The organism is Thalassospira sp. TSL5-1 (assembly GCF_001907695.1).
GTDB lineage: Bacteria > Pseudomonadota > Alphaproteobacteria > Rhodospirillales > Thalassospiraceae > Thalassospira.
Genome location: NZ_KV880639.1, coordinates 84,181 through 109,961, shown reverse-complemented (window position 1 = coordinate 109,961; position 25,781 = coordinate 84,181). Strand labels below are relative to the sequence as shown.

The 25,781-nt window shown below is 53.0% G+C and carries 20 protein-coding genes; 13 read left to right on the top strand and 7 right to left on the bottom strand.

Annotated features, from left to right (window positions below; translation table 11 throughout):
* Positions 1-640: 640 nt before the first annotated feature.
* From LF95_RS17380 to LF95_RS17325, 12 genes are all read left to right on the top strand, one after another.
* Positions 641-1,957 carry an N-acetylmuramoyl-L-alanine amidase gene (locus tag LF95_RS17380; RefSeq protein WP_252509813.1) on the top strand — a complete coding sequence of 439 codons (1,317 nt, stop codon included), beginning with the start codon at positions 641-643 and terminating at the stop codon, positions 1,955-1,957.
* Positions 1,958-2,243: 286 nt separating this feature from the next.
* Entirely contained in the window at positions 2,244-4,679 is a 2,436-nt protein-coding gene (locus LF95_RS17375; RefSeq protein WP_073956448.1) for a penicillin-binding protein 1A, read from the top strand.
* Positions 4,680-4,906: 227 nt separating this feature from the next.
* A complete protein-coding gene (locus LF95_RS17370; protein WP_073956683.1) occupies positions 4,907-6,478 on the top strand; it encodes an alkaline phosphatase D family protein in 1,572 nt (523 codons plus the stop codon).
* A gap of 176 nt (positions 6,479-6,654) precedes the next feature.
* A protein-coding gene (gene prfB, locus LF95_RS17365) for a peptide chain release factor 2 (RefSeq protein ID WP_143182091.1) occupies positions 6,655-7,783 on the top strand; the annotation gives its coding sequence in 2 pieces (ribosomal slippage) (positions 6,655-6,723 and positions 6,725-7,783; 1,128 coding nt in all).
* Positions 7,784-8,077: 294 nt separating this feature from the next.
* On the top strand, positions 8,078-9,391 hold the full coding sequence (locus LF95_RS17360; protein ID WP_073956447.1) for a YjiH family protein: 1,314 nt from the start codon (positions 8,078-8,080) through the stop codon (positions 9,389-9,391).
* 284 nt (positions 9,392-9,675) lie between these two features.
* Positions 9,676-10,176: a MarR family winged helix-turn-helix transcriptional regulator gene (locus tag LF95_RS17355; RefSeq protein WP_215905702.1), complete on the top strand. Its 501-nt coding sequence runs from the start codon at positions 9,676-9,678 to the stop codon at positions 10,174-10,176.
* Positions 10,173-11,330, top strand: a complete 1,158-nt coding sequence (locus tag LF95_RS17350; protein WP_073956445.1) for an HlyD family secretion protein — start codon at positions 10,173-10,175, stop codon at positions 11,328-11,330. The genes LF95_RS17355 and LF95_RS17350 overlap by 4 nt, the downstream gene beginning before the upstream one ends.
* A complete protein-coding gene (locus tag LF95_RS17345; RefSeq protein ID WP_073956443.1) occupies positions 11,327-12,883 on the top strand; it encodes a DHA2 family efflux MFS transporter permease subunit in 1,557 nt (518 codons plus the stop codon). The genes LF95_RS17350 and LF95_RS17345 overlap by 4 nt, the downstream gene beginning before the upstream one ends.
* A 437-nt stretch (positions 12,884-13,320) precedes the next feature.
* Entirely contained in the window at positions 13,321-13,548 is a 228-nt protein-coding gene (locus tag LF95_RS17340; protein WP_073956442.1) for a hypothetical protein, read from the top strand.
* A gap of 153 nt (positions 13,549-13,701) precedes the next feature.
* Positions 13,702-15,246 carry a DNA-3-methyladenine glycosylase 2 family protein gene (locus LF95_RS17335; RefSeq protein ID WP_073956441.1) on the top strand — a complete coding sequence of 515 codons (1,545 nt, stop codon included), beginning with the start codon at positions 13,702-13,704 and terminating at the stop codon, positions 15,244-15,246.
* Positions 15,230-15,751, top strand: coding sequence for a methylated-DNA--[protein]-cysteine S-methyltransferase (locus tag LF95_RS17330; protein ID WP_083607798.1), 522 nt, complete (start codon positions 15,230-15,232; stop codon positions 15,749-15,751). Before LF95_RS17335 ends, LF95_RS17330 begins: the two co-directional genes overlap by 17 nt.
* Before the next feature lie 86 nt (positions 15,752-15,837).
* Entirely contained in the window at positions 15,838-16,470 is a 633-nt protein-coding gene (locus LF95_RS17325) for a glutathione S-transferase family protein (RefSeq protein ID WP_073956440.1), read from the top strand.
* A gap of 94 nt (positions 16,471-16,564) precedes the next feature.
* On the opposite strand, the gene adhP is transcribed toward LF95_RS17325, so the two are convergent.
* Together adhP and LF95_RS17315 are read right to left on the bottom strand one after the other, a co-directional pair.
* The gene (adhP, locus tag LF95_RS17320) at positions 16,565-17,587 is read right to left on the bottom strand and encodes an alcohol dehydrogenase AdhP (RefSeq protein WP_073956439.1); all 1,023 of its coding nucleotides are present in this window, start codon (positions 17,585-17,587) and stop codon (positions 16,565-16,567) included.
* Between the two features lie 178 nt (positions 17,588-17,765).
* Complete coding sequence (locus tag LF95_RS17315) at positions 17,766-18,773, bottom strand: LysR family transcriptional regulator (protein WP_083607797.1); 1,008 nt, start codon at positions 18,771-18,773, stop codon at positions 17,766-17,768.
* Between the two features lie 135 nt (positions 18,774-18,908).
* On the opposite strand from LF95_RS17315, the gene LF95_RS17310 reads away from it, so the two are divergent.
* The gene (locus LF95_RS17310) at positions 18,909-19,835 is read left to right on the top strand and encodes a DMT family transporter (RefSeq protein WP_073956438.1); all 927 of its coding nucleotides are present in this window, start codon (positions 18,909-18,911) and stop codon (positions 19,833-19,835) included.
* Positions 19,836-19,863: 28 nt separating this feature from the next.
* On the opposite strand, the gene LF95_RS17305 is transcribed toward LF95_RS17310, so the two are convergent.
* The 5 genes from LF95_RS17305 to LF95_RS17285 form a co-directional block, all read right to left on the bottom strand.
* Complete coding sequence (locus tag LF95_RS17305; protein ID WP_073956437.1) at positions 19,864-20,115, bottom strand: hypothetical protein; 252 nt, start codon at positions 20,113-20,115, stop codon at positions 19,864-19,866.
* 76 nt (positions 20,116-20,191) lie between these two features.
* Complete coding sequence (locus tag LF95_RS17300) at positions 20,192-21,013, bottom strand: ferritin-like domain-containing protein (RefSeq protein WP_073956436.1); 822 nt, start codon at positions 21,011-21,013, stop codon at positions 20,192-20,194.
* A gap of 102 nt (positions 21,014-21,115) precedes the next feature.
* On the bottom strand, positions 21,116-21,889 hold the full coding sequence (locus LF95_RS17295) for a response regulator (RefSeq protein ID WP_073956435.1): 774 nt from the start codon (positions 21,887-21,889) through the stop codon (positions 21,116-21,118).
* A 223-nt stretch (positions 21,890-22,112) separates the two neighbouring features.
* The gene (gene bcp, locus LF95_RS17290; RefSeq protein WP_073956434.1) at positions 22,113-22,577 is read right to left on the bottom strand and encodes a thioredoxin-dependent thiol peroxidase; all 465 of its coding nucleotides are present in this window, start codon (positions 22,575-22,577) and stop codon (positions 22,113-22,115) included.
* Positions 22,578-22,640: 63 nt separating this feature from the next.
* Positions 22,641-25,622, bottom strand: a complete 2,982-nt coding sequence (locus LF95_RS17285; RefSeq protein WP_073956433.1) for a bifunctional [glutamine synthetase] adenylyltransferase/[glutamine synthetase]-adenylyl-L-tyrosine phosphorylase — start codon at positions 25,620-25,622, stop codon at positions 22,641-22,643.
* Positions 25,623-25,781 lie beyond the last annotated feature (159 nt).

Genomic DNA, 25,781 nt, shown 5'->3' with positions numbered 1-25,781 from the left:
AGGCGCCGCCCACAAAGGTCGCGATATGTCCGTGATATGTTTGGTTCATCGCGTTTCGGCTGCTCTTTCGGTATGGACCTGGTTTTGGTGTTAAAAATAAGAATTGCTTATGTCTGTATCGAGCGCGCCACGACAGCCTGATATGGGAGGGCTCTATCGGGAGCGGGGATTGCCGCGTCACCGAGACACCGACCCGAGGAACTGCCACGTCGCGTCCTCAGCCTGACGGAGAATATTTTGTCCCGTAAAGCATAGGAATCTCGGCGACAACATATCTCTTTTATTCTCAGGCCACAAACAATTTTGTTGCGTTCAGATCAAGGTTTGTTCGGCTTGCGCATCAAAAACCCTGCTTTTTCCGGCTTTCAATAGGTGGAAAAGAAAATTTGCCGCAAATAATTGCGATCATAACGATTTTTCAATTATTGGCGTGATTTGCAAATTGCAGTGCCTTTGCGCTGCACAGTTCAGACCCATATGAATAGGGAATCGCCGGGGTAAAATGGCTGTGTGCCTTGTTCAGTATTATGGGATGGTGTATCTGGCGCGCCTGTAAAAGGATGCGGCAAGTCGCGGATAGGCAGGGCGGGTCAATTACCCGTTAACTTTCTGGTTGCTATAAGCACAAACGGCATATGGTGTGTCGACATATCCGGAAAAATGGCAAAGCAAAATGGGGTCGGTGGTGCTTTTGCAAGGCAGGCAAAAAATCACGCAAGGCGGATTATTGGGTGGTCAGGGCATGCGCGCGCTTGTTCTGGTCTTTTTATACTGCTTTTTTGCATTGTCCCTAAGCACCGTGGCCGAGGCCAAAACGGCAAAGGTTCTGGGCGCACGCCTAGGCGTTTATCCCGATAAAACACGCTTTGTGATCGATCTGGACCGCGAGGTTGACTACACCTATTTCCTGTTGCCTGATCCGTTCCGCATTATCATTGATATGCCTGAAATTGACTGGAGCGCCCCCCCGGGCAAGGTAACATCGGGCGGCGGGATTATTTCGGGTTTGCGCTATGGCCTGTTTAAACCGGGCACGTTCCGTGTCGTGCTTGATGTAAGCCAGCCCGCCCTGATTTCCAAAATTTTTACCCTGCCAGCCAGCGGGGCTAAGCCAAACCGGTTGGTGATCGATATTGCCCCCACATCGCGCGATACCTTTATGGCGGCATCGCGCGAAAGCATGGCGGCCTATTCGGCGCGCCAGCGTAACGATACCTCGGTCACGGAAAAAAGCGAGGATGTCGCGGTTGAAACCGGCAAAACCACCGGGCCGCGCAAGCCGCTGATCGCCATTGATGCCGGGCATGGCGGGGTGGACCCCGGAACCATCGGTGTTGGGGGTGTTTATGAAAAAGATGTTACTCTGGCAGCGGCGCGGGAACTGGCAAAGGTGCTAACGGATTCGGGGCGTTATCGCGCCCTGTTGACCCGTGACAAGGATGTGTTCCTGAAGCTGCGTCAGCGTACCGAGATTGCGCGTAAAAACCACGCGGACCTGTTTTTGTCCCTTCATGCCGATTCTATTTCGGACCGCAATCATCGCGGGGCGTCGGTTTATACTTTGTCTGAAAACGCATCGGACAAGGAAGCATCGGCCCTGGCAAGCAAGGAAAACAAGGCCGACGTTATTGCGGGGATCGACCTTTCCGAGGAAAATTCGCTGGTACAAAGCATTCTGATCGATTTGGCCCAGCGTGAAACCATGAATCTGTCGTCCAATTTTGCCACCGATATGGTGCGTGAACTGGCAAGCGATGTGAAATTGCAGCAGCGAACCCACCGTTTTGCCGGGTTTGCCGTTTTGAAGGCACCCGATATTCCCTCTGCGTTGTTTGAAATGGGATATTTGTCCAACCCGACCGATGCGAAATTGCTGCAATCACCGGCACATCGGGAAAAAATGGCCAAGGCAATTTTACGTGCCCTGGATGACTATTTTAAAACCCATAAATTTTGACAGCTTCGGGATTGGCAAGAAGCACCTGATTTTAAGATGTCATTAAATTTTGCCGTTGTTTTGCCCGGTTTTGTCCCTACAGTTGTCTCTGACAAAAGTATAGGGTGCTTCTGTGCGGGCGTAGATTGTAATTTAAATCGTCTTAAATTCGGGGATCAGTAAGCCGGGATGCGCGTTCTAGTGCAACGGGGCCACTTTTTTGCCGCGATGATAGGGCTTTGTGATATTCGTCCGAGCATACATCCGCCCAGGCGGCAACAACAGCGAAACGATAAAGATCCGTTTAATGCGTATTTTTCTGACAATTACCGGTGTGCTTTTCCTGCTGGCAGTAGCAGGTGGAGCGTGCGTTCTTGGTGTTTTCTGGCATTTTGGCCGGGACCTGCCTGATTATACTCAACTGGCCGATTATGAGCCGGAGGTCATGACCCGTGTTCACGCCGGTGACGGTGCCCTGATCGCGGAATATGCCAAGGAAAAACGTGTTTTTGTGCCGATCGAACAGATCCCGCGCAAGGTGATTAATGCCTTTGTCGCTGCCGAGGACCAGAATTTCTGGACCCATCCGGGGATTGATTTTCCCAGTGTGTTTCGTGCCGCGATTACCAATATCGCCAATATCGGTTCCGGGCGCCGCCCTGTTGGGGCATCGACCATCACCCAGCAGGTGGCGAAAAACTTTTTGCTGACCAACGAGGTTTCCTATGACCGTAAAATCAAGGAAGCCATCCTGTCTTTCCGGATCGAACAGGCCTTTTCCAAAAAGCATATTCTGGAATTGTATCTGAATGAAATTTATCTGGGACGGGGCAGCTATGGTGTTGCCGCAGCCGCGTTGCGCTATTTTGACAAATCTCTTGATGAACTGACAGTTGCCGAGGCTGCCTATTTGGGGGCCTTGCCCAAGGCACCGTCAAATTACGACCCGGTTCGAGACCATGACGCGGCAAAAGGCCGTCGCGACTGGGTGATCGGGCGTATGCTTGATGAGGGTTACATCACAGCAGACCAAGCAAATGAGGCCCTGGCCGCGCCCTTGATTGGCAAGGATCGTGAATCGGTCGATTATTATGCCCATGCCGATTATTTTGCCGAGGAAGTCCGCCGCGAACTGGTTGATCGTTATGGTGAAAATGCCCTTTATAATGGTGGCCTTTCTGTGCGCACGTCGGTTGATCCGAAATTGCAGACCATTGCCAACAAGGTCATGTTTGATGGTCTGGTAGATTATGATCGCCGGCATGGCTGGCGCGGCCCGCTTGAAAAAATTGATATTTCGGGCGATTGGCAAAAACCGCTGGAACAGGTTAAGGCACCGCATGATGTTCCGTGGTTGAAGGCGGTTGTTTTGCGTCTGGATGGTAATGACGCCATTATTGGCGTGGAAAATGGCAAGCAGGGCAAAATTCCGTTTGCGGAAATGAAATGGGCACGCCCCTGGCTGAAGGGCCAAAGGGTTGGTGGTGCCGTAAGCAAGGCATCGGACGTGGTTAATCCCGGCGATGTTGTGATGGTTGCTAGCCTGAAAGATGATAATGGCAATGTTGTTGATGGCACCTATTCGCTGCAGCAGATTCCCGATGTGAATGGTGGCCTTGTGGCGATGGACCCGCATACCGGGCGTGTTTTGGCAATGTCGGGCGGCTTTTCCCACGATATGTCAAAATTCAACCGTGCTACCCAGGCCCACCGTCAGCCCGGTTCTGCCTTTAAGCCGTTTGTTTATCTGGCGGCAATGGATTCCGGTTTTACGCCGTCCTCGCTGGTTCTTGATGCGCCCTTTGTGATCGATCAGGGGCCGGGGCAGGGCAAATGGAAGCCGGGTAACTATAGTGGCAAGTTTTACGGCCCCTCGACCCTGCGTTTGGGGATCGAGCTTTCTCGAAACCTGATGACCGTGCGCCTGGCGCAAACCATCGGGATGGAAAAGGTCGTAAATTATGCTGAAAAATTTGGTGTGGTAGATAGCATGCCGGCGGTCCTTTCCATGTCGTTGGGGGCCGCAGAAACAACCGTTCTGCGGTTGACCAACGCCTATTCCGAACTGGTGAATGGCGGCAAAAAGGTAACTCCGACCCTGATTGACCGTATTCAGGACCGTCGAGGCAAGGTGATTTACCGCCGTGATGACCGTCAGTGCCTGGATTGTCAGGATGTGGTTTATAATGGCCAATTGCCGCCCGAACTGCCCGATAACCGCGAACAGCTGACCGATCCGGCCAGTGCCTTCCAGATTGTTTCAATGCTTGAAGGTGTTATTCAGCGCGGTACCGGACGTCGCATGCGTAATTTGCCGTTCCCGCTGGCGGGTAAAACCGGCACCACTAACGATTCCCGCGATGCGTGGTTTGTTGGCTTTACGCCTGACCTGGCCCTTGGCGTTTATGTTGGCTTTGACGATAACCGCTCACTTGGGGATCGTGAACAGGGGGCCTCGGCGGCAGCGCCGATTTTCCACGAATTTATGGGCAAGGCGATGGAGGGCGTTACACCGGTACCGTTCCGGACCCCGCCGGGTATCCGCATGGTGCGTATCGATGCGCGTAGCGGCCTTCCCGCACAGGCAGGTGATGGCAATGTTATTTGGGAGGCTTTCAAGCCCGGTACCATTCCCGAACGGAATGATCGGGTGATTGATGGCAGTTCATCGAATGGCGGTATTGCTGGCAGCATGGGAGGCAGCAGCGATGGCGGAGTTTCCAGCCCCAGCGGTATTTATTAAGTCTGCAAGCTCGCTATAATGAACCTGTGAATGATCCGTTAAGGGCTGGAGAAATGTTCTCCGGCCCTTTTTTATGCGCACGATAGAAGCGGTTTTATACCAGCCCTCATGGAAAGGCTGGTCATGATCGGGTGTTGATAAAACCGTCAAGACTTGGAAACATGTCTGTTACATCATCGGGTTATGATCCCCGCAGTTTTGCTTTGGCTTTTGCTGGGAATTGGAAAATGTCCATTCGACTTACCCGACGCAATTTTTTGAAATCAACAGGGACGGCGGGTGCCGCCTCTGTTTTGGGTGGTTTCTTTATGCCATCCATTTCGCGTGCCGCGGATCGCCCTGTGATAACGCACGGTGTGCAAAGTGGTGATGTAACGGCAAATTCGGCCCGCATCTGGGCGCGGGCAGACCGCCCGTCGCGCATGATTGCCGAAATCGCCACGATCGAGGGTTTTTCCAAATCCATCAAGGTGCCCTATGTCGATGTTTTGAGCGAAGGTGATTTGGCAGGCAAGCTTGCCTTGACCGACTTACCTGCCGGGCAGGACATTTTTTATAAAATCCATTTCGAGAATCTTGATAACGTTCGCGCCACATCGGAACCGATTATCGGTCATTTCCGCACCAATCCGATGAAGCGGCGCAATATCCGCTTTGGCTGGTCCGGTGATACTGCCGGGCAGGGCTGGGGCATTGATGAAGATCGTGGCGGGATGAAAACCTATGCCACCATCACGGCCCATCAGCCGGATTTTTTTATTCATTCCGGTGATACGATTTATGCCGATGGCCCCTTTATGGCCGAGCAAAAGATGCCAGATGGCCAGATTTGGAAGAACCTGACCACTGAGGGCACCGGCAAGGTTGCCGAGACGCTGGATGAATTTCGGGCGAACTATAAATACAATATGCTCGATAAACATGTGCGCGAGTTCAACCGCATGATCCCTGTTTATTATCAATGGGATGATCATGAGGTTTTGAATAACTGGTATCCAGGCGAGATGCTGACGCATGATGATCGCTATACGGAAAAATCGGTATCTTTGCTGGCCGCGCGTGCCAATCGCGCGTTTCGCGAAATGCTGCCGGTGCGCGAACAGGCACAGGAGCCAGGCCGGGTTTACCGCACCATTTCCTATGGTCCGTCGCTGGAAATTTTTGTGCTGGATATGCGGTCCTATCGCGGCCCCAATGACAGCAATAACAGCCCGGTCGAGACTGACAAAACCGCCTTTATGGGCAAACAGCAAATTGAGTGGCTTAAACGTGCCCTGCTGAATTCAAAGGCAACCTGGAAAGTCATTGCTGCCGACATGCCGATTGGCATGATTGTTTACGATGACTGGAAAAACAAAAGCACCTTTGAAAACCTCGCCAATGGCGATGGGGCTCCGGCGGGGCGTGAACTGGAAATTGTCGATTTGCTGCGTTTCATCAAATCAGCCAAAATTCGCAACACGGTATGGCTGACCGCCGATGTGCACTATACTGCCGCGCATTATTATGATCCGGCAAAGGCACAATTTACCGATTTTGATCCGTTTTGGGAGTTTGTTTCCGGTCCCCTGCATGCCGGAACATTTGGTCCCAATGATATGGACAACACCTTTGGGCCGGAGGTCAAATTTGCCAAATATCCCAGCAAGGAGCAGGGCGTTAACCTGCCGCCATCGGCCGGGATGCAGTTTTTTGGCCTGATCGATATTGATGGCGATAGCGAACAGTTGCGCGTTTCATTGCGCGATGTCGCCGATACCGAGCTTTACACTGTCACGCTGGACCCAGTGTATAGTTAAACACGGTTTAACCTGTTTTTGGACTGACAGGACCCCGGTGCCAGATTGGTGCCGGGGTTTTTATGTGGCTGCGGGGGTTTCAAGACGGGCAAAAGCTGATATAACCCGCGCCACGATTGGCAATAACGTTATCATGACGTTGCCCGACAAAATTCACGAATGTAACGGAGACATCAATGCGCGCTGAAGCACAGGCATTGGTAGATGAGATCAAGCAGTCAATGGCACTGCTGAGGAGGCATCTTTGACTGGGATAATGCCCTTAGACGTCTCGACGAATTAAACGCCCTGGCCGAAGACCCGACCTTGTGGGATAAGCCGGAAAACGCGCAGAAAATCATGCGGGAACGCACCCAGCTTGATGACTCCATCAATGGCTACAAGGCCCTGGCCCAGGAACTTGATGACAATATCGAACTGATCGAACTTGGCGAAGCCGAGGGCGATGACGATACCGTCAAGGAAGCCGAAGATGGCCTGCGTGCCATTCGCGACATTGCCGCCAAGCGGGAGCTTGAAAGCCTGCTTTCGGGTGAGGCGGACGCCAATGATGCCTATTTGGAAATTCATGCCGGTGCCGGCGGGACCGAGGCCCAGGATTGGGCAAGCATGTTGGCCCGCATGTATGTGCGCTGGTGCGAATCCAAGGGGTACAAACTTGAAATGCTTGAAGAAAGCGACGGCGAAGAAGCCGGTATCAAGTCTGTGACCTATAAGGTATCGGGGCACAATGCCTATGGCTGGCTGAAAAACGAGGTGGGTGTGCATCGTCTGGTGCGTATTTCGCCCTATGACAGTGCGGCACGCCGCCATACCAGTTTTTCATCCTGCTGGGTGTATCCGGTGGTCGATGACGACATCAATATCGAAATCCTCGACAAGGATTTGCGGGTTGATACCTATCGTGCGTCGGGTGCCGGTGGGCAGCACGTTAACCGGACGGATTCTGCGGTGCGTATCACCCATATTCCGACCGGGATCGTTGCCCAGTGCCAAAATGACAGATCACAGCATAAAAACCGTGATACGGCGATGAAGATGCTGAAGGCCCGTTTATACGAAGCCGAATTGCAGCGTCGCGAAGCCGAAGCCCAGGCCGTTGAAGACACCAAGTCCGATATTGGCTGGGGCCATCAGATCCGGTCTTATGTTCTGCAGCCTTATCAGATGATCAAGGATTTGCGCACCGGGGTGGAAACATCCGATACCCAGGGTGTTTTGAACGGTGATCTGGACCAGTTCATGGCTGCCGCCCTGGCAGCCCGTGTGACGGGTTCCGCTGGCGAGATTGAAGACATCAATTAACCGGAGTCCTGATACCGGTTTCAAAGCTCCCGCTGCATTGTGGCGGGGGCTTTTTTATTTTGGGTTGCATTGTGCCCAGAATGTTTTGACTTTTGTATCTCTGTGCAATTTTTAATCAACAGGGCTGGACTGTAATGTTTTCCGCCAAAAAATGGCGCAGACATTTTGCCTTTAGCCTCTTCCCTGGCGAAGTTGTCGAAATTTCTTTGTTGCAGAATGGGCTCAAATGTATAGTCATAATAAAATGTCTATACATAATAGATGTCCACGAACATGACTTTCAGGGAAGCAATCATGTCATCGAACGATAATTCTGCTGTGGCGGGGCCCAGTGCGGCCAATATGGGGCGACTGTTGGGCCTAAGTGCCATTGGCATTTTCATTTTCTTTATTCCGATCACAATTGACGGCAAAAGCTCGATCCCGCTGGACCATATGGTCGGTTTTTTGCGGGGCATTATGGGGCCAGCAGCTGGCTATTATGCGCTTGCCATGATTTGGGTTGGGGCGGCCTATCCTTTTGTGAAGGGCACCTGGAAAAACACCACCACCGACAAGGTTTTTTCGGTATTGAAGCTTTTGGGGGCGGTGACGGCTGTTTTGGCATTGACCGGTTGGGGGCCAGAAGCCTTGCAAAGCAAGGATATGTTGCCGTTTCTGTTTAACAAACTGGTGATTTCGGTTGGGTTGATCGTGCCAATCGGGGCGGTGTTTTTGGCGCTTTTGGTCAGTTATGGTCTGCTGGAATTTATCGGCGTGTTTTTACAGCCCGTTATGCGCCCGATCTGGAAAACACCCGGCCGGTCGGCGATTGATGCGGTTGCGTCCTTTGTTGGCAGTTACAGCATTGGTCTTCTGATTACCAACCGCGTTTATAAGGCCGGGCAGTATTCGGCCCGCGAGGCAGCCGTTATTGCCACCGGTTTTTCCACGGTTTCGGCAACCTTCATGATCATCGTTGCCAAAACTTTGAACCTGATGGATATCTGGAACCAGTATTTTTGGCTGACACTGGTGATTACCTTTGTTGTCACCGCCATTACGGTCCGTATTCCGCCGCTGGTTGGCATGGATGACCATGCCCGTGACCCGGAACCCGATGTTCCCTCTGGCGAACGGGTGCGCACGGCGTGGCAAAGCGGCCTTGAGGTTGCGCATAATGCACCGGGCCTTTTGGAAAACATCAAACTGAACCTGCGTGAAGGTCTGCTGATGACCATTTCGATCCTGCCATCGATTATGTCGGTTGGGTTGATTGGCTTGCTGCTGGCGAAATACACGCCGGTGTTTGATTGGCTGGGTTATGTCTTTTATCCGTTTACGGCCATTTTTGGCATCGATGGAGCCGCCGAACTTGCCAAAGCATCTGCCACCGGGCTTGCCGAAATGTTCCTGCCTGCTTTGATCCTGGGGGATGCCAGCTTTGTTGTGCGCTTTGCTGCCGGTGTGGTCAGTGTCTCGGGTGTTCTGTTTTTCTCGGCTTCCATCCCCTGTATTTTGTCAACGGAAATTCCGATTGGCGTGGGGCGGCTGGTCATTGTCTGGTTCTTGCGGGTTGCGCTTAGTCTGCTTCTGGCAATTCCGGCAGCGATGCTTATTGGCAGCTAGGGATAACCCGCCGAATTGATAGAGTGACTCCGGTAAAACGGCCCTGCGGTAACTGCTGCAGGGTCGTTTTTTTATGAGTTTGAGGGCGATTGAGGCCTTTATTTAAAAGATTTGCGTTTTGTGCATGGGGGCTATCTGGTGATTAAATCTTTTTAAAACAGATAGTTGAATGAAATCTCCTTAATACACAAAGGTGTGAATGAAATCACACTTGAAAATCTCCGCAGAAATTTCATATACATTGCTTACAATATGCACTGCGTATAATAAGTAGGAGTTTGTTCTTGACGTCCTCGCGTGACCCACAAAGAAGCATTGGTTTTTTGCTGAAAGACGTATCACGGTTGATGATGCGTCGGTTTAACCGCCGTGCTCGCGATTTGGGGCTGACACAGTCGCAATTGCAGGCACTTGCGTTTCTGGTGCCACGCGAAGGGATCAATCAGGCCGCTTTGGCCGATTTGATGGACATCCAGCCCATTACCCTGGCCCGTTTGATTGACCGGTTGGAAGAAGCCGGCCTGGTTGAGCGCCGGCCTGACCCGGCAGACCGGCGGGCGGTGAACCTTTATATTGGCAAGAATGCCTCTCCGTTGATTGACAAAATGTGGGAATTTGCTGCTGAAACCCGGCGCGATGCCCTGGCGGGTTTATCGGAAGCGGACCAGGACGTCGTGATCGAGCATTTGCAACATATGCGTATGAACCTGATTTCCTGCGAGCAGGAACTTTCGGACAAAGCCCCGCAGGTCCCCAAACAAGATTTAAAAGGCGACGAAGAATGAGCGAACCTGTTGAAAAAGAGGATAATGCAGAACAGGGCCAACGAAGCGGGGCCGCACCAAAACGCAAACGGCGCTGGCTGCGCCCGGTCTTGCTTGTATTGGGGCCGGTTGCCGTGATTGTTGGTGGTGCCTATTGGTATTATTCGGGTGGACGGTATATCGAAACGGAAAATGCCTATGTCCATGCTGATATGGTTGCCATCAGCCCGCAGGTCAGCGGCCAGATAGCCGAAGTGCTGGTGCAAGAAAACCAGCCGGTGAAGAAGGGCGACGTTATCTTGCGCCTTGATCAGGACCCGTTCAAAATTGCCGTCGAACAGGCCCAGGCAAATCTGGGTTCTGTTCGCCAGGACATGAATGCCCTGAAACAAAGCTATGCCGAGCAACAGGGCAACCTGGAACTGGCAAAAATCAAACTGGAATATGCGGAAAAAACCTATGCTCGCCAGTCGCAACTGAGCAAGCGCAATGTTGTGTCTAAGGCGGCCTTTGACGATGCCCAAAATGCGGTTGCCAGCGCAAAGCAGGAAATTGCCCTGGATCGTCAGGCTATGAAGACAACTCTTGCCAAACTTGGCGGGGCGCTTGACACACCGGTAGAACAGTTACCGCAATTTCAGCAGGCCAAGGCGGCGTTGGACCAGGCCGAACTGGACCTGGCACATACGGTTATCAAGGCCCCGTTTGACGGTATTGTTGCCAACAAGCCCGAACCGGGTGCCTATATTACGCCGGGCAGGGCCGTTGCCAGCCTTGTTTCCACCAAGTCGATGTGGGTGGATGCCAATTTCAAGGAAGTTGACCTGACATATTTGCAGCCGGGACAATCGGTTGATGTCACGGTGGATGCCTATCCCGACCATGAATGGAAAGGTGTGGTGCAAAGTGTGTCGCCGGCCACCGGGGCAGAATTTTCGGTGTTGCCAGCACAGAATGCCACGGGTAACTGGGTGAAGGTTGTGCAGCGTATTCCCGTTCGTATTGCCCTGGAAATGACCAATGGTCAGCCCGTTTTGCGTGCCGGTATGAGCACGGTTGTCGAAGTCGATACCCATCACAAACGCGAAATGCCGGTTTTTGCAAGAACAGCTTTGTCCTGGATTGGCGTTAACGAGGCCGAAGCAGGTACAAAGGGCGGAGAAAACGGACAATGAGCTCTGCCGCAGCAACATCCGGCATGGAAACCACGCCACTGGAACGGGGACTGATTACCGGTTCCATCATGCTGGCGACGATCATGCAGGCGCTGGATACAACCATTGCCAATGTGGCCCTGCCACATATGCAGGGTAGCATGTCTGCCACCCAGGATCAGATTTCCTGGGTGCTGACGTCTTATATCGTTGCTGCAGCCATCATGACCCCGCCTACAGGTTTTTTGGCGTCCCGTTTTGGTCGGCGCAAGTTGTTCATCTGCTCGGTTGCCGGTTTTACCATTGCTTCCATGTTGTGTGGTGCTGCGACTTCCTTGCCCGAAATTGTGATTTTTCGTTTGTTGCAAGGGGCGTTTGGCGCCGGGCTGGTGCCGTTGTCCCAGGCGGTTTTGCTTGATACCTATCCTAAGGAAAAACATGGTTCTGCAATGGCCATGTGGGGGATGGGCGTGATGTTGGGACCCATTTTGGGGCCAACGCTGGGCGGCTATCTGACGGAATATTATAACTGGCGCTGGGTGTTTTACATCAATCTCCCTATCGGGATTATGGCGCTGCTTGGCATTATGGCCTTTGTGCCAGAAACGGAAAAAAGGTCGGGGCTTCCCTTTGACTGGTTTGGATTTGCGTTGTTAAGCCTTTCGATCGGTGCGCTGCAAATGATGCTGGACCGGGGGGAATCGCAAAACTGGTTTTCATCCTATGAAATCCTGATCGAAACGGTGTTGTGTATTCTGTGTTTTTACATGTTTCTCGTTCACATGTTCACCGCCAGAAACCCGTTCCTGGAACCGGGTTTGTTCAAGGATCGCAACTTTGCTATCGGTTTGATCTTTATCTTTATTGTCGGGGTGGTTTTGTTGGCAACCTTGGCGCTGTTGCCGCCCTTTTTGCAGAACCTGATGGGTTATCCCGTGGTGACGGCGGGCGTTTTGCTCGCTCCGCGCGGTGTCGGATCGATGATTGCGATGATGCTGGTCGGGCGACTGGTTGGTAAGTTCGACATTCGGTTCCTGATCCTGTTTGGCTTGGGGATGACGGCATTGTCTCTTTATGAAATGTCGTGTTTTACTGCCGAAGTCAGTTCGATGACTCTGATCACAACCGGTATTACCCAAGGGGTCGGGCTTGGTTTTATCTTTGTTCCCCTGAGCACGATTACCTTTGCCACGCTGAACCCCAAATATCGCACCGAGGGCACGGCCATGTTCAGTCTGATGCGGAATATCGGCTCAAGTATCGGTATTTCGGTGATGACAACCATGCTGACGCAAAATACCCAGATCATTCATTCAAGCTTTGCAGCGATGTTGACGCCGTTCCGTCACGCCATGCAGGCCCCGTGGTTGCCCGATGCCTGGGATTGGACCACAACTGCTGGTGCGGTTGGACTCAATCGGATGATCACGCTGCAGGCGCAGACCATCGCTTATCTAGATGATTTTAAGGCGATGATGTGGATTGTGCTGGCTGTTATTCCACTTTTGCTGGTGATGCAGGGGCCGAAAAAACCAAAATCGGGTGAGGAACAGCATATGGAAGTTATGGATTAGCAAGCTTGCAAAGGTCCCGGTTATTTTAAAATAGCGATTTTCGTTGTCCATGTTCTTCCCCCCCTTTTCCCCGCATGGATGACGGAACGAATGGCGGCACGACCTTGGTCGTGCCGCCATTTCGCTTTAAGCCCGGATGACATAGCGAATGAATGGTTGGGGAAAACTGTCTATGTCCGCATCGTGGAAAAGGAAAAACGCCTGCTTTTTCTATGATTGGAGGGATATTTTTAATTATCTGAAATTTTTTTCGAAATAATTTCAGAATATCACCGGATTTCCGGAAGAATTCTCGTTATTTGCCATTTTCAGTCATAACGCTGTCATAGTTTTGCCGTGACTTTGAAGCATAATAAACCCGTTATCATAGCCAGTGACCGTGGACATGTCGTGCCGGGCTGGTTTTTGTTTCCTTAAGATAACGGAGGTCCAAAAGAATGGCGCGGAAAGCGGACCAGAATATTGCCGTTGGCGACCAGTTCCGGGTGACAAACGCCCAAAGTTCGGTTTTTGAGGTTCTTGAAATCCGCGACATCACACCAGCACCGCATGCCCTGATCGTCAAGGTCAGTGAAAGGCGGTCGCCGTCCCTGATTGCTGTATCCACCCTGCTAAACCCCAATTTCTTTCAGCGGGTTTACGATGCCGAACCACCCCGGTTCTGACATTTGGCAGGGGCCTGACGGGCCAGTAAAAATCAATCGCTGTGAACCGCGCCAATAATATTGGCGCGGTTCTTGTTTTGTGGGCGGTATTTTTGCCAATGTCAGAGTCCGAAACTGGCGAGTATTTCATCTGTGCTCTGTTAGAATGGGCGCATGGAACAGATCAATGATGACATTTGTTATACCGCCCTTTTGGCGCGTGATAACCGGTTTGACGGGCGGTTTTATACGGCCGTTAAAACCACCGGCATTTTTTGTCGGCCTATCTGCCCGGCGATAACGCCCAAGCGGCAGAATGTGGAATTTTATCCTACGGCCGAGGCGGCAATGGCACATGGCTATCGCCCGTGCCTGCGGTGCCGCCCCGAAGCCGCACCGGGCAGTGCCGCTGCCGCCGGTGTTCATGCAACCGTGCGTCGCGCTGTTCGCCTGATAGAGGAGGGAGCCTTAACCGAAGGTTCAGTCGAGGATCTGGCTGACCGGCTGGGTGTCGGGGCGCGGCATTTACGACGCATATTCAAGGATCATACCGGGGTTGCCCCGCAGGAACATGCCCGGGCCCGGCGTTTGCTGCGCGCCCGCCAGCTTATTGTGGATAGTAACCTGACCATGACGGAAATCGCTGATATTGCCGGGTTTGGCAGTTTGCGCCGTTTTAATGATGCGATGAAAGAGGCCTATGGTCATGCGCCGACAGCATTCCGGCGTGGGGTTCGGGCGGCAGAAGGGGCATTGGTAAAACCTGGTCAGGCCGAATTGGCCTTTGTCTTTAAAAGGGACGACATGATCCTGCGGCTTAAACCCCGGCAACCTTTTGATCGCGATTTTATTTTGGGCTTCTTTCGTGATCGGGCCATTCCGGGGCTTGAGGCGGTCGGACCGGATTATTACGCCCGGGGCTTTTTGATTGCCGATGCGCCGGGCCTGATGATTTGCCGTTTCACCAAAAAAGGCAGCATTGAAATTTGCCTGCGCGGCGAGGACCGGGGCAGTTTGCTCGAAATTGGCGCAAGGGTGCGACGTTTGTTTGATCTTGATGCCGATATGGTGGCGATTACGGCGGTTTTTGCCAATGATCCCTTATTGGCGCCACTGGTGCAAAAACGGCCCGGCTTGCGTGTTCCGGGCTGTTGGGACCGGTTTGAACTCGCTATGCGGGCCGTTTTGGGCCAGCAGGTTTCGGTGGCAGCCGCGCGCACACTGGCCTGGCGCATTGTTGCGCGCTATGGGCAGCCTTTGCCCGATACGCTGGTTGCGGGAACCGGCATTACCCACTTGTGCCCCGCACCCGGCACCCTGCAAGGCCATGATTTGATCCCGATTGGTCTGACACGCCGCCGGGCACAGACGCTTTCGAATGTCATCGACTTGTTCGCCACAAACGATTTCAAGGATCAAACCGGCAGCGAGATTTTGGCACAAATGGCAAAGATCAAGGGTATTGGCCCCTGGACACTCAATTATTTTGCCCTGCGCGGGCTGGGTGACCCGGATGCCTTCCCGGCAGCAGACCTTGGGATTTTAAAGGGTTCGCAAATGGGCGGCGGCCCGGCAACCGCTAAAGAACTTGAAAAGCATTCTGTCGCTTGGCGGCCCTGGCGGGCGTATGCCGCGCAATATTTGTGGTCGGCCCTGATCCCGGATCGGGATGGGAATGATGTGATAACAAAGGAAAAGGACCATGAGCACGATCATTAATATTATGCGCTATGACAGCCCGATTGGCAGGCTAGGTCTGGCTTCGGTTCAGGGGCGGCTGGTGCATCTTGATTTTGAAGATAATGACGACCGCATGGTTCTTATCCAGTCGCGTCGTTTTAAAAATATCGATTGGCTGGAAAACGGGATGGCCCCGGCATCGGTTCTGGCATGGCTGGATGCCTATTTTGCGGGCAGAAATATCCCTTTGCCGATGGAGGATATTGATATGCGTGGCACGGATTTTCAAAAGTCCGTCTGGCAGGCCTTAATCGACATTCCATTGGGTACCCATATTTCCTATGCCGGGCTGGCCGAAAAACTGAATAATCCGAAGGCTGTGCGTGCCGTGGCCCGCGCCAATGCCCTAAACCCGGTGTCTATTATTGTACCCTGCCATCGGGTGATTGGCTCCGACGGCACACTGACGGGCTATGCCGGTGGGCTGGTGCGCAAAAGATGGCTTTTGGACCATGAAGCCCAAATGATGCCTGTGTTCGCCTAAATCTTAAAACCACAAAATTCTTCAATTCCGCCACCTGCATTACCCAATGCCGGAACGCTTTTTTTGTGCCTGAAACGAGGTTTGCCATGAAGTTATATGATTATGCCGGTTCGCAAAATGCCTGGAAGGTGCGCCAGCTTTGCCACCATTTGCATTTGGAGTATGAAACGGTTTGGGTGTCTATTTTTGAGGGTGAAAGTCATACACCCGATTTCCTGCGCAAAAATCCCGCCGGTGCCGTGCCTGTTCTGGAGCTTGACGATGGCCGGTGTCTGGCGGAATCACATGCGATATTGCTCTATCTGGCGCAGGGCAGTCCCTATTTGCCGGATGATGCCTGGCAAAGGGCCAGGGTTTGCCAGTGGCTGTTTTTCGAGACCGATTATGTGCAATCCACCGTCGCGACATTGCGTCATTGGAACCTGACGGGCAAGAATGAACGGAATGCCGCACAACTTCCCCGCCGGCGTGCCAGTGCAAGTCATGTGCTGGAACTGCTGGATCGTCATTTGCAGGGACAGCATTTTCTCGCTAATGAGTGTTATTCCATCGCCGATATTGCGGTTTATGCCTATGTCCATCTGGCGCATGAGGCAGGCCTGGAAATGGCGGATTATAAAGCGTTACTTGGCTGGATTGAGCGGGTTTCCAAGATTGTCGGCACGGCTGTTCCGGTCCGGTATTACAGCGAAGATCCCTTTTCCGGGCGGGATTTGTAACGGGCACGGTTTATCTTGTCGGGTTAAACAAACATGCCGTGCCAACTGTTGTGGGCACGGCATGTTTTATGATTGGATATATATAGCCAACCGGTCAGATCGACATCACGATACGGCCATCAATTTTGCCGCCACGCATGCGATCAAAGATGGAATTGATGTTTTCCAGCGGTTCGGTGGTGAAATGCGAATGCACCTTGCCGTCGCCCGCAAATTCAAGGGCTTCCTGAAGGTCGGCACGGGTGCCAACGATGGAACCGCGAATGGTTTTGCGAGACAGGACGGTATCAAAAATATCGAGCTCGAACGTTCCCGGTGGCAGGCCACACAACGCCATTGTGCCATGACGCCCCAGCATGCCAACCCCCTGTTTGAAGGCAGCATTGGAAACGGCGGTGATCAAAACACCATTGGCACCACCCATTTGCTTTTGGACCTCGGCCACCACATCGTTTTCGGCGGCATTCAACGTCCAGTCTGCACCCAAATCTTTGGCGAGTTTCAATTTTTCATTGGTAATGTCAACGGCGATAACTTTCATGCCCATCGCCTTGGCATATTGCACGGCCATATGGCCCAGCCCGCCAACCCCGGAAATAACAACCGTTTCACCCGGCTTGCATTCGGTTTCCTTCAGGCCCTTGTAAACCGTCACACCGGCACACAAAACCGGCGCGGCATTGCCATATTCAAGGGCATCGGGCAGGTGGCCAACATAATTGGGGTCGGCCAGCACATATTCAGCAAAGCCGCCATTCACGGAATAGCCGGTATTAAGCTGTTCCCCACACAGGGTTTCCCAGCCGGTAATGCAGTGATGGCAATGCCCGCAGGCGGAATGCAGCCACGGCACGCCCACACGGTCGCCTTCCTTGACTGATTTGACACCTTCACCCACTTCGGTAACAACGCCAACGCCTTCATGACCAGGAATAAAGGGCGGGTTCGGCTTAACCGGCCAGTCGCCTTCGACGGCATGCAAATCCGTGTGGCAAACGCCGGATGCTTCGATTTTAACCAGAATTTTGCCGGGGGTTACTTTGGGGATTGTCACTTCTTCAATCGATAGCGGCTTGCCAAACTCGCGCGCAACGGCTGCTTTCATCGTCGCTGGCATTTCGTCCCTCCTGATATGATTTTGTTCAGGCGATAAGTGTTTCATTACAGGTCGAAATGATAGCGGTTCGCAAATATGCAGCATTGCGTTATATCAAACATGACTAAATTAGGTGATATCAGTATTGCTCCTGTGTTGGGGGCGGGCAGCATTTACCAACGATCATAAGCGTTTGTCGTCAGGCGGCTTTTAAGGCGCCAAAATCGACATTGCGCAAAAGCTGCTGGCTGAATTGACCCAGCAGGGGATTTTGCCGGTTATAAGTCGTGACAAGTTCGATGTCGGGCAGGGCAGGAAGCACGGGTTTCCCGTTAAGTGATGCATGATCATCGGCAAGCGCACTTTGCGGCAGGATACCGACCCCGAGGCCGTTTGAAATTGCGGCACGGATATTTTGGTAGGATGCACTGCGATAGGCATTAAAATAGCCGATACTCTGCTGTTTCAAGGCCTGGATCGCCGCTGCACGATACGCACACCCCTCGGGAAAGGTGATAAGTGGTATTTCGCCTTTGATCGGCGATGCAAATGACGCCGCACAGGCCCAGTGCAAAGGCTGACGGTGTAACAGTGAAGTATCCATGTCATTTTGCCATTCGCTATTAGCGTCTGGCCGGGGCACGCCTGTGTTTTCATCACCAATACGTTTGTAAATGATCATGTCGATATTCCGGTTGCGATACAGGTCCTGTAGTACGGATGATAGGGCCGATGTGACCTCGACACGCAAGGCGGGATTGGCTTCCATACAGCGACGCACCGCGCCAGCAATGTTTCCCAAGGGAAAATCGTCTGGCACGCCCAACCGGATGCGTCCCTGCAAGGCCGGTTGGCGAAAACTTTCTACGGCGGCGGATAGCCGGGACAGAATTTCTTCGGCCAGTGGCAACAGGCGTTTGCCATTTTCGGTCAAATCCTCAACCTGGCCCCGGCGCCGGGCAATCAGGCGACATTCCAAAATATCTTCCAGTTTTTGCAGGCTTTGCGTAAGGGCCGATTGACTGCGCCGTAACTGGCTGCTTGCACGCTGAAAATCCAGTTCCCCAGCAACGGCGACAAAGGCCCGAAGCTGTTCCAGTGTAATGCGACGGTCATCAAGCTGTGGGCCACGGAGCGTGTGTATGTCGGGTGCTGCGTCAAAGGTCGGGATATTCGGTGGCTGATTGCCAGGTTGCGGTTTTGTCATTGTGCGATATCTGCGTGAAATTTATGCACCAAATTAGTATATCTTATTTGATGCTTCTTATAATTAATTTCTCATCACAGACAAAATCAGGCAGGCTGCATTCCAATTATTTACCGTCTTCAGGATTGTTTCAGGATGGTGTGTGTCCTCCTATTGTTTGTCGGTTTCAGCTTGATCTGGTCGTCGGCATTTATCGTCGGCAAGGTTGCGATTGCCCATCTTGACCCGCTTGTATTGCTGGCAGTGCGTTTTTTGCTGGGCAGTGTCTGTTTGCTGCCTTTTGTTCTATGGCAGGGCAGGAAATTCTGGCAATGGCCGACTATTCGTTTTGGGGCGATTGCCGGTGTGTTGAACAACGCCCTTTATTTGGGTTTGAGCTTTTTGGCCCTGCAAACCGTGCCAGCGTCACTACTGGTGGTGATCATTAGCTGCGCGCCCCTGCTGACCAGCGCCTTTGCCGTAGCCAGCGGACAGGAACCTTTAAACGCCGCACGCTTTGTTGGTTTTACCATTTGTATTGCCGGAGTGGCCTGTGTTGCCGCATGGCAACCTGCGGCCGGAACGGGCCTTGACCATGCCGCGATGTTTTCTTCTGGCGCCCTGCCAGGCTATGCAATGGCAATTGGCGGTACGGTGGCCTTTGCGTTTGGCACGGTGTTTTTAAAGTCGCGGGTGATGGGGGCATCACCGGTGGATGTCAATTTCTGGCAGTCTTTGGTCGGGGGGCTGGTTTTGCTGCCACTGGCCCTGTTTCGCGTGCCGGATGTCGGGCAGTGGGCCGTCACGTTTGACGGGCCGGTTTTGTTGTCAATTCTTTATCTTGCTGTCGTCATCACGCTGGGCGCGATGTTCTTATGGCTTTATCTGATTGGTCGATTTGGGGCCAGCAAGGCCGCAGCGGCCCATTTGATCAATCCGCTTTCGGGTTTGGTTTTATCGGCGGTGATTTTGGGCAGCGATGTGTCACTGGTGCAGGTGTTTGGCGCGGTATTAATTGGCTTTGGGTTGTATATTGCCGTTTTTCACCGAGGAAACCGGGGTAATAGAGCATTGATAAAGTAATTTTCAGTGCTTCGGAACCGCGCCATGATCAGCTTTCGCCATCTTGCGGCGGGCGATGACCTCGTTTGGAAATGGCCCGCACAATTTTAATAATGATGGCGAGAAAGCTTGCGATGGCAGTGACCAGAAAGATTGTCAAAAACCCTTCTACGACCCACAACTGTGTCGAAGCGGTCTCATGTGTGCCGTGTAAGAAGGTGGTCCGCCAAATCCAGTCAAAGATTGTTGCGGCCAAGAACAAGCTGACCACCAATGTCAGGCCAAGATAGAAAAACGGCATTTTTACCTCTTGCTGTCTTGAGTTCTCCTGCCTGGATTAATGGCTGTTTGTGCAGTTGGTATCCTGCTGACAGATTTTAATCATCGTCACCCTCACCTGGTAATTCCAGGACATAATCCTGATAATAATCGGGCGGCATGCCGGCATCATAGCGCGCTTCGTCATTGAAGGGCGGCTTAAGCGGGCCGCGCAGATGTTTGCGCAGCAGCGCATGCCATGTGGTGTAATAGGGCAGGCCGCGTTTATCACACATCATTTCATAATATTTGCGCCCGGCACTGACATGCGCCACTTCTTCGGCCGCAATGATTTTAAGAATTTCCGCACTTTCAACGTCGCCATTGGCAATCAGGCGCTCAACCGTGGGCGGGGTGGCATCCAGCCCGCGGGCTTCAAACACCATTGGTACCACGGCCAGGCGGGCCAGCAGGTCATAGGCGGTTTCCATGCTGCTTTGCCACAGGCCGTCATGGGCGGGCAAATCGCCATAGGTGGCGCCCAATTCGCCCAGCCGTTTATTCAGCATCAGGAAATGTTTGGCTTCATCGGCGGCCACCTGCACCCAGGCATCGTGGAAATCGCGCGGCATGTTTTCGTTGGGAAAGCGCACGGCAATATCCCACGCCAGATCAATGGCATTTAGCTCAATATGAGCCAGCGCGTGTAACAGGCCGATGCGCCCCTTCAGGCCGCCTTTGCTGCGTTTGGGCATTTTATTGGGCGGCAGGGTTTCAGGTTTTGACGGGCGCGCGGGGCGGTCCGGCAGGTTGGTTTCGCCAACTTCCGTTATCGCACCCTCCCGCCATTGCCGGGCCAGATCGATGGTCAGGTGGGCTTTTTCTGTTGGGTCAACAGTCAGCAGGGCCTGTTTGGCGGCGTCGGCAAGGGTTTGGGGCATTGCTTGGTTCACACGGTTGGAAAATAAAAACGGACCGGTTTGTCTTACACGGTCCGTTTTTACGGTTAATTTTGTGATGCGGCAAGCAATGCCGGGCGTTTTTTAGGTGATGTTAAATCGTGCCAGGGCTTCGGCGAGGTCATCGCCAAAGGCACCGCCTTTGCGAATGATGGCAGTACGAAACGGCAAATCGCGCAATGATGGGTGGTTGGGGGCATCCGAAGTTAAAACAGCGGTCGGAATATCGCGTGTTTTGGGCATGGCCTGAAGCGCGTTCACCACATCGACCCCGTCAAGGTCATCAATGGTTTTGGCAACAATGATAAAATCCGGTCGGGTGCGCACAGCAAGTTCAAGGGCCTCAAACGATGAATGCGTTGCCGAACTGCGATAGCCGCAGGCGGCCAGTTCACGTTCGACAATGGCCGCCATCGACCGCTGCGGAATAACCAGCAGGGCTTCGACATTGGCTTTGCTTAGCCAGGCCGGGTCAATGTCAGGCGCGCGTTTGGAGGGCAGCTCACGAACAAATTCGGCGGAATCGGTGCTGGTTCCTGAAAAGTCACCATCCAGAATGCCTTCGATTTTATCGACGAAGGCCTGAATGTCGGCAATGGAATCGGCATTGAGTTCGCGGCAACTGGTGACATAATCGGCCAGGCGGTGGCTGGTCAGGTTGATCAGCGGGGCATTGACCGATTTTCCCTTGTATCGCAGGTTAAAAACCTCGCGCTGGATTGCGGTCAGCAATGTGTCGCGGTTGGCCTGTGAATGCGCGTTTTGCAAATGCACATCCAGGCTGCTGATGATGTCGCGGGCTTCATCCTTGAAGTCGGCTAACATTTGATCGTCAAGATCAACGACATTCTTGTTCATTTACTGGTTCCGCCATAGATGCGTTCAAATTCCCTGTCCCCGTCGCCCAATTGGCAGGCTCCAGGCTCCCAATTTCAGAATATCATATTTATGATGCGTCCTTGCAAGATGGATACATACGTGAGGATAAAAATTCTAAAATCAGTCAAAGAGTTAGGCGCAAATAAAAACCGGCCACGGGCAATGATCCCGTGACCGGCTGGCAGAAGAGAGGCAGGTAGAGTTAAAGTGCCTGAACCGCCGCCAGAACCTCGTCTACATGGCCTTTGACTTTCACTTTCGGCCAGATATGGCGAATGACGCCCTCAGCATCGACAATCACGGTCGTCCGTTCGATCCCCATGAATTTTTTGCCATACATGCTTTTTTCTTTCCAAACGCCGTAACGTTCACAAACATCGCTTTCTTCATCGGATGCCAGGGTAAAGTTCAGGTCGTGCTTTTCCTTGAACTTGTCGTGGCGCGCTGCACTGTCTTTGGAAATGCCGATGATTTTGGCATTTACGGCGGCGAAATTGGGGTGTTGGTCCCGGAAATCGCAGGATTCCGTGGTGCAGCCAGGTGTCATGTCCTTGGGATAAAAGTAAACAACCACCGGCTGGCCTTGCAGATCAGAAAGTTTGACATGTCCGCCGCCATCGGTTGGCAGGTTAAAATCCGGGGCTTTGTCACCAACGGCAATGCTCATTTTAATCATCCTTGTTTCAGGGTTTATCGCTATCGCTTTATAGGGTGGTTTTGTCTGTCTGGTTCAGTTTGCCTGTGGGACAGGGCCAAGTTCCTCGGCGGGGGCGGTGATCAGGCGGTCATAAACCTGTTTGATCCCTTCGGCGGTGTCGGACATTTTCTTTTCAAGCTCGGCAAAATCCTCGCATTGTCCGGCGGCGGTCAGCATTTCACGCAAATCCGCGCTGGCATTTTCCGGCGAAAAGCGGCCCTCCGTCGTCAGGCGCAGCATTGCCTGCAAGGCCAGCCAGAACGAGGATGCGTTTGCCAGCCATGCTGCTTCCTCCGCCGGCAGGATGCCGGCCTTTCCCAGTCGTTTAAACACCTTGCGCGTGGTCGAGGATAATATTTCCGGATGGTCATGCGCATGGTTAAGCTGCAGGAACTGGGCAATGAATTCCAGGTCCACAAGGCCGCCCCGGCGAAGTTTGATATCCCATGCCTGGTCACTGCCCTTATTGGCAGCCATACGGTTGCGCATGTCATAAACATCGCGCACCAGTTTGTGAAAATCGCGTTTTTTGCACAAAACCCGCCGGGTGCTTTCCATAACCTTTTGTTGCAGCTTTTCCGGGCCAAACACCGGGCGCAAACGTGTCAGTGCCATATGTTCCCAGGTCCAGGCCTCGTTGGTTTGATAGCCGTCAAAACTGTTGAAATGGCAGGCTAGGGGGCCTTTGCTGCCACTGGGGCGCAGGCGCAAATCGGTTTCAAACAAAACGCCTTCGGCGGTTGGGGCGGACAGGGCATTGATGTAACGCTGACTTAGGCGGATAAAATAATGCCCGGGTGAGAGGGGCTTTTCCCCATCGGATTCCTCGCATCCTTCCGGCACGTCATAGACAAACACCATATCCAGGTCCGACCCGGGCGAAAGTTCCTGCCCGCCATGTTTGCCCAGGGCAAAAACCGCCAGACCACCCTCGTCAAATCCGCCATGTTTTTGGGCAAAATCATCGGCAATGCGTGGGAATAGCCCGCGAATGGAAACGTCGGCCACATCGGCCAGTGCCCGCCCGGCCTGGTGCGGGGTGTGGCGGTTATGGATGGTTTGCACATCGATGCGGAATTTCTGGTCATTGGCCCAGCGTCGGGCAATATCGAGCCATTGCTCCACCATTTCGGCACCGGGCTGGGACAGTTGCTCGTTTAGTTGTTCCAGCATGGTTTTCGCATCGGGCAATTCATCATTAAAGCCGGACATCAAAACATAATCCAGCACACTGGCATTACGGCCCAGATATTTCGCCATGCGCGGGGCTGTGCCGGCAATTTTGGCGAGCAGGCGCAACAGTTCCGGGTTCGCGGTGAGCAACGAAAATAATTGCACCCCGGCGGGCAAGCCCTTTAAAAACTCGTCAAAGGCACGAAAGGCCATGTCGGGATTTGTGGTTTCCGAAAGGGATGTTAACAGTGTTGGCATAAGTTCGGTCAAAATCTCGCGGGCCCGGCGCGACCGGGTGGCGCGATAGCGACCATGATGCCAGCCCCGCACGGTGCTGGAGATCATACTGGGGTTTTCAAACCCCATTTGCTGAAGCTGGCGGATGGTTTCCGGGTCGTCTTCGCTGCCGGTGAAAACAAGGCTGCCTTCGGTGCCGCCCAGGGGAGAATCCTCCTCGAACAGTTCGGCATAATGCGATTCAACCCGGCGCAAATAGCCCAGAAGGTCATTCTTAAAGGTCTCGCAATCCTCATATCCCAGGAAACAGGCCAGGGCGGCGAGGCCTTCCTCGCTTTCCGGCAGGGTTTGGGTTTGCTGATCGTTCGTCATTTGCAGGCGATGTTCGACATTACGCAAAAACTGGTACGCTTCGATCAATTCGTCGCGCACCTTTTCGGAAATCTGCTTGAATTTGCATAATTCGCGCAGGGCCTCACAGGTGCTGCGACACCGAAGGGACAGTTCCCGCCCGCCCCAGATCAATTGCTGGGTTTGGGCGAAAAATTCTATTTCGCGAATGCCGCCCCGGCCCAGTTTGATATTGTGTCCGGGGATCGTTACCTTGCTGCCCCCGCGATGCGCATTGATTTGCCGTTTGATGGAATGAATGTCCTGGATGGCAAGGAAATCCAAGTGTTTGCGCCAGACAAAGGGGCGCAAAATATCGAGGAAATCCTGCCCCGCCTCGTAATCGCCCGCGACGATGCGCGCCTTGATCATGGCGGCCCGTTCCCAGTTCTGGCCAACGGTTTCATAATAGGTTTCCGCCGCCAAGGCCGACATAATGGGCGGGGTAGATGCCGGGTCAGGGCGCAGGCGCAAGTCGGTACGAAACACATACCCATCGCCGGTGCGTTCTTCCATGATGCGGGTGATATCTCGCACCATCCGTACCAGAATTTGCTGTATCCGGTCCCGTTCGATCCAACTGATTTTGCTGCCATCAAATAAAAAGATCAGATCAATATCGGATGAATAATTTAGCTCGTTTGCGCCAAGTTTTCCCATGCCAATGGTAAATATGCCGCAATCACGCAACGGATCATCGGGGTGGGGAAGGTCAAGGTTACGCTGACGTGCTGTTGCCGACAGACAATGCGCCAGCGCGTAATTCAGGGTGGTTTCCGCTGTTGTGCTGATGGCAGCGGTAATTTTCACCAGGTCCCAACTGTTGCTGATATCGGCCAGTGCAATGACGAGGGCTGCGCGGCGCTTTGCCCTGCGCACTTTCATCATGGCATTTGCCTGGTCCGTTCCCGCGGCGTTTGCCGATATGCTGACATCCTCAAGGGCGGTGGCAAAGGCATGATCAAGGCCATTTTCAAACGCATCGACGATCATGTCGGGGTCGCGCAGGGCCAGACTGGTCAGGTACGGGCTGTTGCCAAACAGTGCTGCCAATACTGCATGATGTGCCGGGTCTTCTGCGAGCCTGGCAAAATGTTCGGCCTGGCTTTCCCACATGGGTTTGCGGGCCAGTTCGGCCCATCTTTCAAACCCGGTCTTGCAACGTTCTGCATCAAAGGGGGCAGGCAGGGTGTTTTGGGTCCAGGCAAGGGTCACGATGGGCGTTCCTTTGGTTTTGGCATATGTGGTTCGACAATGTCGTTGCCGAAAGGCACTTTGGCAGCGTCTTTTTCATAGTTAAATCACAGTTTAGTCATAACCGCTCTTGGAGATGACAAAAAGGCCCTGTAAACAATATCAAATTTAACTCAGGAC

Coding starts and splice junctions, on each gene's coding strand:
- LF95_RS17360 (WP_073956447.1), top strand. CDS start 8,078: ATGTCATCGAACGATAATTCTGCTGTGGCGGGGCCCAGTGCGGCCAAT.
- LF95_RS17375 (WP_073956448.1), top strand. CDS start 2,244: ATGCGTATTTTTCTGACAATTACCGGTGTGCTTTTCCTGCTGGCAGTA.
- LF95_RS17305 (WP_073956437.1), bottom strand. CDS start 20,115: ATGCCGTTTTTCTATCTTGGCCTGACATTGGTGGTCAGCTTGTTCTTG.
- LF95_RS17370 (WP_073956683.1), top strand. CDS start 4,907: ATGTCCATTCGACTTACCCGACGCAATTTTTTGAAATCAACAGGGACG.
- LF95_RS17350 (WP_073956445.1), top strand. CDS start 10,173: ATGAGCGAACCTGTTGAAAAAGAGGATAATGCAGAACAGGGCCAACGA.
- LF95_RS17340 (WP_073956442.1), top strand. CDS start 13,321: ATGGCGCGGAAAGCGGACCAGAATATTGCCGTTGGCGACCAGTTCCGG.
- LF95_RS17310 (WP_073956438.1), top strand. CDS start 18,909: ATGGTGTGTGTCCTCCTATTGTTTGTCGGTTTCAGCTTGATCTGGTCG.
- LF95_RS17345 (WP_073956443.1), top strand. CDS start 11,327: ATGAGCTCTGCCGCAGCAACATCCGGCATGGAAACCACGCCACTGGAA.
- LF95_RS17335 (WP_073956441.1), top strand. CDS start 13,702: ATGGAACAGATCAATGATGACATTTGTTATACCGCCCTTTTGGCGCGT.
- LF95_RS17330 (WP_083607798.1), top strand. CDS start 15,230: ATGAGCACGATCATTAATATTATGCGCTATGACAGCCCGATTGGCAGG.
- LF95_RS17325 (WP_073956440.1), top strand. CDS start 15,838: ATGAAGTTATATGATTATGCCGGTTCGCAAAATGCCTGGAAGGTGCGC.
- LF95_RS17295 (WP_073956435.1), bottom strand. CDS start 21,889: ATGAACAAGAATGTCGTTGATCTTGACGATCAAATGTTAGCCGACTTC.
- bcp (WP_073956434.1), bottom strand. CDS start 22,577: ATGAGCATTGCCGTTGGTGACAAAGCCCCGGATTTTAACCTGCCAACC.
- LF95_RS17315 (WP_083607797.1), bottom strand. CDS start 18,773: ATGACAAAACCGCAACCTGGCAATCAGCCACCGAATATCCCGACCTTT.
- adhP (WP_073956439.1), bottom strand. CDS start 17,587: ATGCCAGCGACGATGAAAGCAGCCGTTGCGCGCGAGTTTGGCAAGCCG.
- LF95_RS17300 (WP_073956436.1), bottom strand. CDS start 21,013: ATGCCCCAAACCCTTGCCGACGCCGCCAAACAGGCCCTGCTGACTGTT.